Below are 13702 nucleotides of genomic sequence, written 5' to 3'. Positions count from 1 at the left end.
CGCGGGGGCGTCGCGTCGGCAGGCGTCAACCGGCGCTGGCGCTGGAGGTGCTCTTCTTTTCCAGCTTGGTGATTCGTTCTTGCAGCTTGGCCAGACCCGCATCGAGCTCTTTCAGTCGCTCGGCTTTTTCTTTGGCGTCGAGGGTGGTGCTGGCATTGACTTCGGTGCGCTGCTTGAACAGATCAAGCTGGCGGATCGGCAGTAATTGATCGTCGGAGGACGGCAGGAACTTGCCCAACTGCATCTCTTTGAGTACAGCCTTCTCGTGATCGGTATCGCCGTAGGTGGCGAAGAACTCGCGAATTTTTCCCTTGTCGACATCCGACAGACCTTTGTTCCAGACCATCGGATCGGCAGGGATCAATGGCGACTTCCAGATGACCTTGAGCATGGCGGCCTGGTCCGGTTGGGTAACGACCAGACGGTCCCAGCTTTCAGTGTTAAAAGTGGCAACGTCGAGTTGACCTTTGGCCACGCTCAAGGCGTTCACTTCATGGCTGGAGTTGAGCGTACGTTTGAAGGCGGTGGCGGCATTCACATTGTTCTTGGCGAAGACGTAGTAGCCCGGCACCAGGTAACCGGAGGTGGAGTTTGGATCACCGTTGCCGAAGGTCAGGTCCTTGGCGTTTTTGAGCATGTCTTCGACCGAGTTGATCGGACTGTCCTTGCGCACGATCAACAGGCTCCAGTAACCGGCGGCCCCATTGGCGGCGGCAGTCTGGGCAAAGATTTCACCGCTGGAACGGTCCACGGCTTCCATCGCGCCCTTGTTGCCCAACCAGGCGATATCGACCTTATTGAAGCGCATACCCTGAATCAATCCGGCATAGTCGGAGGCGAAGGTCGCGTTGACTTTAAGACCGGTTTTTTTCGACATATCGTCGAGGAACGGCTGCCAGACGCTTCGCAGATTGGTCGAAGACTCGGTGGACATAAGGCCGAAGTTGATGACTTTTTCTTCAGCCTGAGCGGTGCTCAGGAAACAGGTGGCCAGTAAGGCGGCAGACGCGAAAACACGACCCATACGATTCAACATGGAAGGATTCCTGAAGGTGGCGTTGGTTGTTTGTTTTTTAGAGCAACTGCAACGAAATCAGGCCTGCGCAAGCGCCAGTTTTAACGGTCTTTCGGAGCTACGCGTTTTGTCGGAGAACAGAAGACTGCTGTCCAGATCCGCACCGTACAGGTCGTTGAGAAGTTGAGTGCTGAGTGCTTCAGCGGCGCCATCAAAATGAATGCGCCCGGCTTTAAGGGCCACGGCGCGTTGGCAATAACGCACGGCGTAATCCACTTGATGCAGGGTGACGACAACGGTCTTGCCGTCACGGCGATTGATATCGGCGAGGATTTCCATGACCTTGCGTGCGGACTCAGGGTCCAGTGACGCAATAGGTTCATCGGCCAGAATAACGTCGGCCCGCTGGGTCAACGCACGAGCAATCGCCACGCGCTGTTGTTGACCGCCTGAAAGGGTCGAGGCGCGCTGAGTGGCGAGATCGGCCAGACCCACGCGGTCCAGGGACTCCATCGCCCACTGTTTTTCCTGAGTATTGAACAGGCCCAGATTGCCGCGCCAGCCGGGCATGCGCCCCAGACAACCGAGTAACACGTTGTCCAGCACGCTGAGGCGATTGACCAGATTGAACTGTTGGAAGATGTAGCCGATATCCGCCCGCAGCTGGCGGACGTTGCCATTGAGGCGGCCTGAGGCCTGCACTTCGCGGCCCAGCACCTGCACCCGGCCGCCGTTGGTGCGATCACAACGCGCGAGCCCCGCCATATGGCGCAACAGCGTGGATTTTCCCGAACCTGAAGCGCCGATCAGCGCGACCATTTCACCGGGTTGTATAGACAACGCAAGATCAATCAAAGCAGCCTTGCGAGCAAAAGTCTTGTTCAGACGGTCGACATGGATAGCTGCGTTCATGGGCTTCTCTGTCTGGTTGAACAGCCTTTGCACGGCTGCGTTTGTGTGCAACTGACAGTAAAGAGAAGGTGTTTCAGGCCCATGAACCGGGGATGACAGTAAGGTAACGATTGGTTGACGGTTTGTAGACGCCTCGGCCCTCTCTGCGAAGGCCGGGGACGTCTAACGCAGACTCAGATGCGGAACGTCCCCACCAGATGCTGCAACGTAGCGGCTTGGTGCTCCAGGTCGGCACAGGCTTCAAGGGTCGATTTCAGGTTGCCTACACCATCCTGATTCAAGGTGTTGATTTGAGTGATATCAACATTGATCGACTCGACGACGGCCGTTTGCTCCTCGGTCGCGGTAGCAACCGACTGGTTCATACCGTCGATTTCGCCTATGCGGCCAGTCACGCTACTCAGTCGATCTCCGGCCTGATTGGCGATGGTGACGCTGGTTTCGCTCTGGCGCTGGCTTTCGGTCATGGTCACTACCGCTTCCCGTGCGCCAACCTGCAACTCTTCGATCATTTTCTGCACTTGCTGAGCCGAATCCTGGGTGCGATGCGCAAGGTTGCGCACTTCATCGGCCACCACGGCGAAGCCTCGGCCTGCCTCGCCCGCCCTTGCCGCTTCAATGGCGGCATTGAGCGCGAGCAAATTGGTCTGCTGCGAAATGCTGGTGATCACCTCAAGAATCTGGCCAATGTTGACGGTCTTGCTGTTGAGGCTCTCAATGTTGACGCAAGACGAGCTGATTTTTTCCGACAATAGATTCATCGCCTGGATAGTCTGCTGCACGACCTTCTGACCATCGCTGGCAAGGTGGCTGGCAGCGCTGGAATGCTGCGAGGCCAAGGATGCGTTTTGCGCGATTTCCTGGGCCGCCGCACCCAGTTCGTTGATAGCCGCAGCAACACTGCTGGTCCGGTTGGCTTGCTCGTCGGAGTTGAGCATGGACGAGTTTGAAGCACACACGACCCGCGCAGCCACCTCGCTGAGATGAGCGGCGGTGTTGGCCACTTCTCGAATCGACGCATGGATACGTTCAACGAAACGGTTGAATGACTGCGCCAACGCGCCGAACTCATCCTGAGAATGGATGGACAGACGCTTGGTCAAATCACCCTCACCGTCGGCGATGTCCTGCATCGCTCGGCTCATCAGGTGCAACGGCTGCATGAGCACACGAATCAGCAGGCCCAACAGCACGATGATAAAGACCACGACCACCACCATGGCGGTCAGCGCCGAAGTGCGGAACTCACTGAGCATCGAATAGGCCGCGTCTTGATCAAGTACCAGCGCCACGTACCAATTCGCCGAAGCAAGGCCGTCGACATGGGTGAAGGAGATGAATTCCGACTTGCCGGGCAAGTCGACTTCAGTAACCCCGGGAGCAATTTTTGGCGTACCGGTCGGGTAGGCATCGCTCAGGTTTTTCAGGACCAGCTTGCTGTCCGGGTGAACCAGAATTTTGCCGTCACCGCTGACGATGAATGCATAGCCGTGACCACCAAAATTCAGAGCGTTGATGGTATTGCTGATGCTGTCCAGCGCGATATCGGCGCCCGCCACCCCGACAAACTGATTGTCATGTTTGACGGGAGTGGCCAGGGTGACCACCAGTTTGCCCGAAGACGCAGCAATATACGGTTCCGTCACGATGGTCGTACGGGCGCTTTCAGCCGCCTTGTACCAGCCGCGAAGGCGTGGGTCGTAATCCGCAGCGCGGTTGCCCGCCGGGACGGAAAACATCACGCCATCATTACCGCCAAAATAGCTCAGCTGAAAATTATCGACGTAAGCTGGCAGCCCGACCACCCGTTGCAGCGTACTCGGGGATGTGCCGTCAACGGCAATTTGCTGGGCCATCGATTGCAGCAACTGAGTGCGGCTTTCCAGCCAGGTCTGGATGTTATGCGTAGTGAGACTGGCTAACTGTTGCAGTTCAAGAAAAACATTGGCACGCACGGTTTGACGTTGCCGATAGTCATTCACGGCAATAAAACTCGTAAATGCGACAACAATAATTAACGTGGCGGCGAGCAGAATCTTCCTACTGAAACCCAGACTTTTGATCATGCGAGCAAATCCACTACAAGGAATGACAACCGCATATTCGCAACGCAAGTGCGAACAGGGGAATGGCGATGCAGCGTTGTACGGACTTACGCCTTGAAAAGGAAGCCGTTGCTTGAAGAAGACCCGTTTTTTCGACCCGCCGCGTACCCAACCTCCCTCCTGATCACAACATCACAACATCACAGACTCCAGGTGACAGCGCACCAGGCGGTCCCTTGCCTCACCCTTCGTCGCCACCAACGCCTGCGGTTTGTCACAGCCAGCAGTGGCACGCGGGCAGCGGTCGCGGAAGAAACAGCCGGTGGGCAGGTTGCGGTTACCGGGCAGTTCAGTGGGGGCGGCGACCTGGGCATTATCAATCGGCGCGCCAAGACGTGGCACCGCGTCCAGCAACAATTGCGTGTAAGGGTGCCTCGGGTGATCAAGCACTTCGGCGGCGCTGCCCAGTTCGACTATCTGCCCCAGGTACATCACGGCCACACGGTCGGCCATGTGCCGGACGACGGAAACGTTGTGCGAGATCAGGATGTAGGTCAGGTCGCGACTGCGTTGCAGTTCACTCAGCAAGTTGAGGATCTGCGCTTGCACCGAAATGTCCAGTGCAGAGGTCGGCTCGTCGAGGACGATGATGTCCGGGTTGGACGACAGTGCTCGGGCGATGGCAATGCGTTGCCGCTGCCCACCGGAAAATTGGTGGGCAAAGCGGTCCATGTACTCGGTGCGAATGCCCACTTGAGCTGCAACTTTGGCTGCGATATCGCGCATCTCTCGACGCGGGACGGCGCGCTGGACGAACAGCGGCTCGGTGATGATTTTCCAGATCGGCAGACGCGGATCGAGAGACGACTGCGGGTCCTGGAACACGATCTGCACATTACTGCTGCGCTCGCGGGCGTCGTTATAGATCCAGTCCAGCGTCCCGCTGGTGGGTTTGATCAGCCCCATCAACAGTTGCGCCAACGTACTTTTGCCACAACCGGACTCACCGACCACGCCGAGAGTTTCACCAGCACGAACGTCCAGATCAATACCGTTCAAGGCATGAGCCATGCCCTTGGGACGCCCCAGCCAATCGCTGCCCACCGGGAAATGCACCCGCACATCGCTCAGGCCGAGAATCGCCGCATTGTCGCTGGGCAGTCGTTTACGTGCAGTGCTGATCATGATGTTTGCTCCTGTACAGTCAGCCAGCAAGCGCTCTTGCGCAGACCTTCGGCGTCAATGGCTTGCAAGGGCGGGCGTTTGCTGCAGACCGGCATCGCGTACTGACAGCGGTCGCGGAACGTACAACCTGCGGGCAACGCGGCAAGATTCGGAACCTGGCCAGGAATAGTCATCAGGTCTTCACCCGGCTGCACTTGCTCCGGCAGGCCGCTGAGCAAACCGCGAGTATAGGGATGGCGCGGATCGACCATGACCTCGCCAGTCGCCCCCTGCTCCACCACGGCGCCGGTATACATCACGTAGACCCGATCGCAGAACTGCGACACCAGCGCCATATCATGGGTGATCAACAGGATTGCAGTGCCACGCTCTCGGGCTTTTTCCCGCAACAGCAGCAGCACCTGACGCTGCACAGTGACGTCCAGCGCAGTGGTCGGTTCGTCGGCAATCAGCAGCTGTGGATCGCAGGAAAAAGCCAACGCGATCATCACCCGCTGACGCATGCCGCCCGACAGCTCGAAGGGGTAGCTTTCCAACACCTGCTCAGGGTCGGCAATGTGCATGTCACGCAATAGAGCAATGGCCTTGGCCCGTGCATCGGCCTTGCTCAAGTGCTGGTGATGAATGATCACATCAAGCATCTGTCGACCGATACGGCGGGTCGGGTTAAGCGCAGTCATCGGCTCCTGGAAAATCATCGCGACGTCACGGCCACGGACTTTAAGCAGGTCTTTTTCTTTGGCCGCGAGCATGTCGCGACCCAGAATGTGCAGGCTGCCGCCACTGACGTGGTAACTGCGTTCGGGCAACAGGCGCAGGCTGAGCATGGCTGTGACGGATTTACCTGAACCGGACTCGCCGATCACGCCGACGATTTCGCCAGGATTGACGTGCAGCGAAACGCCGTTGAGGGCCTTGACCGTACTGCGGTAAGCGGGAAACTCCACGCTCAGATTGTCGATGGTCAGGACCGTAGTATTCGCGTTCGGCACGTGTGCGCTCACTTCTGGAGAGGTCTGCATGGTCATTTCCCCTGTTGACGCGGATCGAGCAAGTCCCGTACGCCGTCGCCCAGCAGATTGAATCCGGTCGCCGTGACCAAAATCGCCAGGCCGGGGAACGTCGAATACCACCATTGGTCGAGGATGTAGTTACGCCCCGTGGCAACCATTGCCCCCCACTCCGCCGTCGGTTGTTGCGCGCCGAGTCCGATGAAACCCAGGGCCGAAGCCATGAGGATCGCGCTGCCAATGTCCAGGCTAAGTTGCACCAACAACGGCGGCATCGCATTGCGCGCCACGTGCCAGAGCACGATGTGCCAGCGCCCGGCACCGAAGGTCTGCGCGGCCTTGACGTAACCCATCTGACGGATGCTCAACGCTTGCCCTCGGGCCAGTCGCACATAGAACGGAATCCGCACCAGAGTGATCGCCAACATGGCGTTGAACAGGCTCGGGCCCAACGCGGCGGCCAGGGCCATGATCAACACCAGCGACGGCACCGAAAGCATGATGTCCATCAGGCGCATGGTCAGGCTGTCAAAACGCCCACCAATGACCCCGGACATGCAGCCCAGCAACCCGCCGATCAGACACGAGGAAAAGGCCACGAACAGGCCGACACCGACCGATTGCTGACTGCCGTATAACACTCGACTGAACAGGTCACGGCCGACTTCATCGGTGCCGAACCAGTGCGCGGCGGAAGGCGGTGCCAGGCGATGCACCAGGTCCAGTGCGTTGGGGTCATGGGGCGCCAGCCACGGCGCGAACGCCATGCACAGCAGGACGACCAGGGAGATCGCCAGGCCCGCCATGGTCAGCGGGCTGCGACGAATCTGGTAGGCCAGGTAGGCGAACCTTTCCCTCCCGCGCGGGGGGTGGGCAAGCGGCGCGACGGTCAGCGGGTTAACGGGAATAGACATGTCAGTTGACCTCGCCAATGCGGGGGTCGATCACGCGGTAGAGCAGATCGATGGCCATGTTGAGCAGTACATAAATGAAGGACACCCAAATCGCGAAGCCCATCACTGCCGGAAAATCCAGGGACTGAATCGACTTGACCACATAAGCGCCCATGCCTGGCCAGGCGAAGACCGTTTCGGTGAGCACCGCACCATAGAGCAGGTCGCCCAGCGTCAGACCCAATACCGTCACCGACGGGATCAACGCATTCGGCATCGCATGGCGCAGAATTACCGCCCAACGCGACAAGCCGTAGGCGCGCGCAGTGCGGATGTAGTCCTCACCAAGCTGGTCGAGCATCGCCGAGCGTATCTGCCGCGCCACCACCCCCAGGTTGACAAACCCCAGGGTTACAGCTGGCAGGATCAAATGCTGCAGAGCATTGGAGAACAGCGCTCCATCGCCTGCCAGCAGTGAATCGATCAAGTAGAAACCGGTAAAGGTCGGTGGCGGCTCAAGCCCTTCATCGAGACGACCGCTGCCGGGCAGCCAGCCCAAATGTCCGTAAAACAGCACGATCAAGCCCAGTCCGAGCCAGAACGCGGGCGTTGAAATACCGGTGACGGCCAGGGTCCGTGCAATCTGATCAATGGCCCGGTTGTGGTATACCGCAGACAACACGCCCAATGGCACTCCGATCAGTATCGACAGGGTCAGGGCCGCCAACGCCAGCTCCAGAGTCGCCGGAAAATACGCCTGCAAATCTTCGAGCACCGGTCGACTGGTGCGGATCGAAGTGCCGAGGTCGCCCTGCAACAGGTCAAGCATGTAGCGGCCATATTGCTGATACAGCGGCAGGTCCAGCCCCAATTGATGACGGATGTTGGCGACGATGGCATCGCTGGCACGGTCGCCAGCAATCAGTCGGGCCGGATCGCCGGGGATCAGATGGGAAATCGCAAAGGTGATCAACGAAACGCCCACAACGACCAGCAACAGGCCGAACAGGCGTTTGCGCAACATATTCAGGAAGGCCATCAGGCACCTCGGTAACGCTTCGGATCGGCAGCGATAAACGTCTGCCGTGGGCACAACGCTGCAACGACCCACCTTTTACAGGTGGGTCGCTGGAGCGATAACGACGACTTACTTGGTGATGGTGTCGATGTTGAATACTTGCTCAAGCATCGGGTTGAACACGTAACCTTTGACTGCGTCACGCATCGGCAGCGTGTAGCTCTTCTGGTACAGGTAGGCGTAGACACTGTCGTTAAGGACAATTTTCTGCGCTTGCTGATACAACTCGGTGCGCTTGGCGGTGTCGTTGTTCGACGCGGCCTCTCGGATCAGTTTATCGACGACCGGGTTGTCATAGAACGAGCGATTGCCCGCCAGGCCTTGCAGCTTGGAGTCGAACCAAAAGTTCATGAACATGTAGGGATCAGCGAAGTCCGGGCTCCAGGAGCCGATGGCAATATCGAAATCACCCGTGCCCAGGCGCTCACGCAGGGTCGCGTTGGCCAGCTTCTCCAACTTGAGATTGACCCCCAGCGGTGCCAGGCCAGCCTGCAAGGTCAAACCGATAGGCTCCCAGTTAGGGTCCTTGTCCGAATACATGAAGTTTAGGCTGCTGATTTTCTCCGGGACTTTCGCCAGGTCGGCCTTGGCCTTGGCTACGTCCTGCTTCATCGGCGGCAACGCCGGATCGTACGCCCACATGCCCTGTGGGATCGGCCCGTTCATGGGTTTGGCTTTGCCCTTGAGAATGCCGTTAATGATGCCGTCATAATCCAGCGCATCGACGATAGCCCGGCGTGCATCCGGGTTGCTCATCGGTGCTTTTTTGTTGTTAAGGTACAGGTACGTGACCCGCAGCGACGGATAGTCGCGAACCACTACGCCGGCTTTTTTGCCCAGCGCATCAAGCTGGTCTTCGGGCATGTCTTCAATGATGTCGAGGTCACCACGCTCCAGTTGCAATCGGCGTACCGACGCCTCACCAATGATTTTGATCACGACTTTTTTCAGCGTTGGCTTGGGGCCAGAAAAGTAGGTGTTCTGCTCCATGGTCAAGGACTGGCCTTTCTGCCATGAGGTCAGGCGGAAGGCACCAGAACCCGCGGTATGGGTCGACAGGTATGCGTTGACGTCGTCGGTCTTCTTGGCGACATCCGGGTTGATGATCGCCCCGCCGTTATGCGCAAGGGTATAGAGGAACGGCGCATACGGTGCTTTCAGGGTAAAGCGCACGGTCATCGGGTCGACCACCGCCACCACCATGTCGTCGGGGAACGCACCGGACGGGCCTTGCTTGAGTTTCATCAACCGGTCGAAAGAAAACTTTACCGCGTTGGCGTCCACTTCGGCGCCATCATCAAACAGGTTTCCGGTTTTGATCTTGAATTCCCAGATCAAGCTGTCGGCTGATGTGGTCCAGCTGGCGGCCAGATCACCTTGCACCTCGGTGCTGCCCTTGCCGTTCTCGACCTTGTAGGCCACCAGTTTCTGGTACGCCGGATAGGTCACGGTCCAGTCGTTGTTATCAATGGTCACGGCCGGGTCGAGGGTCTGCGGGTCGGCGGGTTTGCCGATCATCAGCGTGTGTTGCGGCACGGCGGCGCTGGCCGACTGCCAGGCACCGAGACCCAGAGCCGAACACAGCAAGGCCATGGCCAATTTGCGCGGGGTGAAGATTAGATTCATGCCGGTTCCTTGATCATTCGATATGTGGAAGTTCGTCAGGTTTTTTATTAAAGCTATACCGGGCAGTTAAAGCTCGACCACTCGCAATGAGTGTTCGAAAACGGCCAATCCTTGCCTGTTCTGGAAAAGGATTGCACCGAATTTACGCCGGGATTCATTGTCGTCCCGGTCATGTCAGGCTGTGTCACAGTCAAGCAGGTGTCATCTATTCAGTGGTTGGCCGGACGGATCGAACCGTCGTCAATCAACGGATAGCTCTCGGCGTCGGGCAATTCGTAATGCCACCATTCGCTGGCAATCGGCTGGAACCCGGCGCTCAGCATGATCCCCAGCAGCAACAAACGGTTGCGCTGCACGGCGGTAGGCAGGTCGGCGAAAAACTGGTGAGACTGCTCACGCATGTCATCGAAACCGGTGCCCATGTCCAGCGGCTGGCCGTCGGCGTCGATCAACGTTAAATCGACCGCCACGCCACGGCTATGGTGCGAACCGAGTGTTGGATCACGCACGTATTCCGGGTTAGGCAGCGCCTGCCACAACAACAGTTGGGCATACGGCGGGCGGTAGGCATCGAGGATGCGCAGGCTCAACCCTGCCTGGCGCGCCAGACGGCTGGCCATGCGCAGGCAGCGTTCGGCGTCGCGGTGCAACAAGCAGCGTGGATCTTGATAAATCGGCGTGCCAGCCAGGTTATCGGCGCCAGCGTAGATCAGATCGATTTCGACCTGCAGCGCGTGGGCATCGACTTCGACAAGTAGGCTGCTGTTCACGTAAACACTCCAATCAAAAGTAAGACGCTGGTCATCATGTTGCCGGTTTGATAGCCCTGAGCAGCGCTATTCAAACTGGCCAAAAAGCTCTTGCAGGTGCCGATTTTTCGCCAGACGCTCGTCCAGACGGTCACCGTATTTTTCCGCCACGGCCGACACCATCAGGTTGAAAAGGCATGTCAGCGGTGCCAGGGAATCCCAAAACTGACCCACGTCGGTCTTCAGTTGCAACAGGTCCATGGGGTAATCCCTGGCCCACGGACAGTGGAAATCGGTGACCAATGCCAATGGCAGACTGTTGCTGCTGGCAACCTCGCAGAATGTGCGGGCCACGCTGGAATAGGTACGGAAATCGGAAATGATCGCGTAGGGATTCTCGAAACTTGAGTTCAGGGACTCCGCATAAGTCCCGGACAGGCCATCGACGTAGTAGACCTTTGGCCGGATGTATTCGAGGTGGCTATGAAACGCGTTGAGAATGCCGCGAGTGGTCTGAATACCGACAATGAATACCGCATCGGCGGCGTACAGACGCTCGACGATGTGGGCAAACTGTTCGCTCCGGGCCAGGCCGTACACGTGCTGAATAGCGTCCAGTTCTCGGCTCAACGAGCGATCCAGCGCATCGCCGTGAGTGGCTTCTTCACGGAAGGCGCCAAGCCGGTCGGTGATCAGCCAGGTATTACCCGAGTCACCGCGCAAGCTTTGTTTGACGTCGTCCAGATTACGGTAGCCCAGCGAACGCAAGAAGCGTCCGACCGAAATGCCCGTGGTTCCGGTTTGCTGCGCGATGCTGTCCGCTGTTTCGAAGGGCAACTTCTGAGGGTTGGCCAACAGGTAACCGGCGATACGCTTCCCTGTAGGCGTCAGGCCAGTGAAGCGCTGTTCCAGCGTCACCAGAAAACTGCTTTTTTCAGTGGAGTTCATGCCGGATTCAACGCCTTGGCGCAGCCATAAATGTTAGAAGACGGTCATTAATCTTCAATATGTTATCAACATAACATTCAAATTCAGACGGATACAACGACTTTTTTGCAGAAATTTTCAGGAAGATTTTTATTGATTCACAGTGGTGCACGATGAAGCTTGAACGCCCGGTTTACGGGCATAAACCGGGATCTGACCAGCCTGCTTCGCGGGCAAATGCGCGTCCTGTTGGAGCGCATTTGTTCGCGCATAACGTGAGCTTGATGCGGCGTATCAGACGTGCGGCTCACCCGGCGCTTTGACCGGCGTCGCATATTGCGGCTTCAAGTGGCCTTCTTTGTCGAGCAACCAGGCGTCCATCACCTGGCGCACGACAGGACCCGCCACGCGACCGCCCGCTTCACCGTTCTCGATCATGACCGAGACCGCGATTTTCGGATGTGCCGCCGGGGCGAAACCAACGAACAAGGCGTTGTCGCGGTTGCGCTCCAGGGTTTTCAAACGGTTGTAGCGCTCACCCTGCTTGATCGCAACCACCTGGGCCGTGCCGCTTTTACCGGCAATCCGGTATTGCGCGCCGAGGGCAGAAGCCCGAGCAATGCCACGCGGGTCATGCATCACCATCTGCATACCGTGATTGACCTGATCCCACTCACTGGAGTCATGCAACACGATGTTAGGCATCGGGTGTTCATCGACCGGTGACACACCATCGATAGTTTTCGCCAGATGAGGCCGATTCCACACGCCTTTGTTGGCAATCAACGCGGTGGCCTGGGCCAGTTGCAGCGGTGTCACCTGCATATACCCCTGCCCGATACCCAAGATGACGGTTTCACCCGGAAACCAGACCTGACGTCGCGTGGCCCGCTTCCACTCACGGGAAGGCATCAGCCCCGCCGACTCCTCAAACATGTCCAGCGACACTTTTTGCCCCAGGCCAAACATGGTCATGTAGTCATGCATGCGATCAATGCCGAGCTTGTGCGCCAGCGTATAGAAATAGGTGTCGTTGGAACGCATGATGGCGGCATCCATGTCCACCCAACCATCACCGCTGTGGTTCCAGTTTCGGTATTTGTGATCGTAATCCGGCAGTTGGAAGTAGCCAGGGTCGAACACCCGGGTCTGCGCGGTAACAACACTGCTGTCCAGCCCTGCAATCGCGACCTCAGGTTTGATCGTCGAACCGGGCGCATACAACCCGCGCAGCACCCTGTTGAACAAGGGCCGGTCGACAGAGTCACGCAGCGCCGCGTATTCCTTGAAGCTAATCCCGGTGACGAACAGGTTGGGATCGAAACTGGGTTTGCTGACCATGGCCAGTACTTCGCCGGTTTCCGGGTCCAGCGCCACCACCGAACCACGCCGATCTCCCAGGGCATCTTCCGCCGCCTCCTGAAGACCGATATCCAGGCTCAGGACAATACTTTTACCGGGGATAGGGTCCGTGTGCTTGAGCACGCGCAACACCCGCCCTTGCGCATTGGTTTCGACCTCTTCATAACCGACCCGGCCATGCAGTTCAGACTCGTAGAAGCGCTCGATACCGGTCTTGCCGATCGATTGAGTGCCGCGATAATCCACTGACAGTTGCTTGGACTCTTTTTCGTTGATCCTGCCCACATAACCAATGGAATGGGCGAAATGCGCGCCCAACGGATAATGTCGAACAAACTGCGGCTCGACGTCGATCCCCGGCAGGCGAAACTGATTGACGGCGACCAGGGCAATTTGTTCTTCGGTCAACTCATACAGCAACGTCACAGGGTCGAAGCGATGACGGGCTTGCTTCAGATCCTTGTCGAACAAAATCCGGTCTTCTTCAGGCAACTGAAGAATACTGATCAGGGAGTCCAGCACCTGGCTCCAGTCCCCGGACCGCTCGCGGGTCATGATCAGGTTGAAACTGGGCCGATTGTCCGCCAGCACCACACCATTACGGTCATAAATCATGCCTCTTTCCGGCGGGATCGGAAGGACATGCACCCGATTGTTCTCTGAAATCGTCGAATGATAAGCAAACTCGGTTACCTGCAGAAAATACATTCTGCCCACCAGAATGCAGCTCAACACGGCCACGAGCAGACCACACGCAAGCAAACGCTTATTGACCAGCTGCGTTTCTTTCTCGTGGTCCTTCAAGGGAATTGGTTCAGGCATTGCTACAGCTTCTCGTTAAAAAAGGGGGAAACGTCACAAATTGTGACGCACAATACCAAGAAGTAGCCCCGGATATTG

At 57.8% G+C, this 13702-nt stretch carries 11 protein-coding genes; all 11 read right to left on the bottom strand.

Going from position 1 to position 13702, the window contains the following annotated elements:
• Positions 1–25: 25 nt before the first annotated feature.
• Positions 26–1036, bottom strand: coding sequence for a phosphonate ABC transporter substrate-binding protein (phnD, locus tag QN399_RS22700; protein ID WP_330201700.1), 1011 nt, complete (start codon positions 1034–1036; stop codon positions 26–28).
• A 57-nt stretch (positions 1037–1093) separates the two neighbouring features.
• Complete coding sequence (phnC, locus tag QN399_RS22695) at positions 1094–1927, bottom strand: phosphonate ABC transporter ATP-binding protein (RefSeq protein ID WP_323569194.1); 834 nt, start codon at positions 1925–1927, stop codon at positions 1094–1096.
• Positions 1928–2100: 173 nt separating this feature from the next.
• Positions 2101–3993, bottom strand: coding sequence for a methyl-accepting chemotaxis protein (locus QN399_RS22690; RefSeq protein WP_322215755.1), 1893 nt, complete (start codon positions 3991–3993; stop codon positions 2101–2103).
• A 171-nt stretch (positions 3994–4164) separates the two neighbouring features.
• Positions 4165–5157: an oligopeptide/dipeptide ABC transporter ATP-binding protein gene (locus QN399_RS22685; protein ID WP_322179637.1), complete on the bottom strand. Its 993-nt coding sequence runs from the start codon at positions 5155–5157 to the stop codon at positions 4165–4167.
• A complete protein-coding gene (locus QN399_RS22680) occupies positions 5154–6179 on the bottom strand; it encodes an ABC transporter ATP-binding protein (protein ID WP_323566064.1) in 1026 nt (341 codons plus the stop codon). Before QN399_RS22680 ends, QN399_RS22685 begins: the two co-directional genes overlap by 4 nt.
• 2 nt (positions 6180–6181) lie before the next feature.
• Positions 6182–7081 (bottom strand): D,D-dipeptide ABC transporter permease, encoded by a 900-nt coding sequence (gene ddpC, locus QN399_RS22675; RefSeq protein ID WP_330201699.1) that lies wholly within the window; start codon positions 7079–7081, stop codon positions 6182–6184.
• 1 nt (position 7082) lies between these two features.
• Complete coding sequence (locus QN399_RS22670; protein WP_323566065.1) at positions 7083–8099, bottom strand: ABC transporter permease; 1017 nt, start codon at positions 8097–8099, stop codon at positions 7083–7085.
• A 108-nt stretch (positions 8100–8207) separates the two neighbouring features.
• Positions 8208–9764, bottom strand: coding sequence for an ABC transporter substrate-binding protein (locus QN399_RS22665; RefSeq protein ID WP_323569196.1), 1557 nt, complete (start codon positions 9762–9764; stop codon positions 8208–8210).
• Between the two features lie 209 nt (positions 9765–9973).
• A complete protein-coding gene (ddpX, locus tag QN399_RS22660; RefSeq protein ID WP_322179642.1) occupies positions 9974–10534 on the bottom strand; it encodes a D-alanyl-D-alanine dipeptidase in 561 nt (186 codons plus the stop codon).
• A gap of 66 nt (positions 10535–10600) precedes the next feature.
• Positions 10601–11461, bottom strand: coding sequence for a MurR/RpiR family transcriptional regulator (locus tag QN399_RS22655; protein WP_323569197.1), 861 nt, complete (start codon positions 11459–11461; stop codon positions 10601–10603).
• A 273-nt stretch (positions 11462–11734) separates the two neighbouring features.
• The gene (mrdA, locus tag QN399_RS22650) at positions 11735–13624 is read right to left on the bottom strand and encodes a penicillin-binding protein 2 (protein ID WP_322179644.1); all 1890 of its coding nucleotides are present in this window, start codon (positions 13622–13624) and stop codon (positions 11735–11737) included.
• Positions 13625–13702 lie beyond the last annotated feature (78 nt).

The organism is Pseudomonas sp. 10C3 (assembly GCF_036346185.1).
Lineage (GTDB): Bacteria > Pseudomonadota > Gammaproteobacteria > Pseudomonadales > Pseudomonadaceae > Aquipseudomonas.
This window is presented reverse-complemented; position numbering and strand designations above follow the sequence as displayed.

Coding starts and splice junctions, on each gene's coding strand:
- phnD (WP_330201700.1), bottom strand. CDS start 1,036: ATGTTGAATCGTATGGGTCGTGTTTTCGCGTCTGCCGCCTTACTGGCC.
- phnC (WP_323569194.1), bottom strand. CDS start 1,927: ATGAACGCAGCTATCCATGTCGACCGTCTGAACAAGACTTTTGCTCGC.
- QN399_RS22690 (WP_322215755.1), bottom strand. CDS start 3,993: ATGATCAAAAGTCTGGGTTTCAGTAGGAAGATTCTGCTCGCCGCCACG.
- QN399_RS22685 (WP_322179637.1), bottom strand. CDS start 5,157: ATGATCAGCACTGCACGTAAACGACTGCCCAGCGACAATGCGGCGATT.
- QN399_RS22680 (WP_323566064.1), bottom strand. CDS start 6,179: ATGCAGACCTCTCCAGAAGTGAGCGCACACGTGCCGAACGCGAATACT.
- ddpC (WP_330201699.1), bottom strand. CDS start 7,081: ATGTCTATTCCCGTTAACCCGCTGACCGTCGCGCCGCTTGCCCACCCC.
- QN399_RS22670 (WP_323566065.1), bottom strand. CDS start 8,099: ATGGCCTTCCTGAATATGTTGCGCAAACGCCTGTTCGGCCTGTTGCTG.
- QN399_RS22665 (WP_323569196.1), bottom strand. CDS start 9,764: ATGAATCTAATCTTCACCCCGCGCAAATTGGCCATGGCCTTGCTGTGT.
- QN399_RS22655 (WP_323569197.1), bottom strand. CDS start 11,461: ATGAACTCCACTGAAAAAAGCAGTTTTCTGGTGACGCTGGAACAGCGC.
- mrdA (WP_322179644.1), bottom strand. CDS start 13,624: ATGCCTGAACCAATTCCCTTGAAGGACCACGAGAAAGAAACGCAGCTG.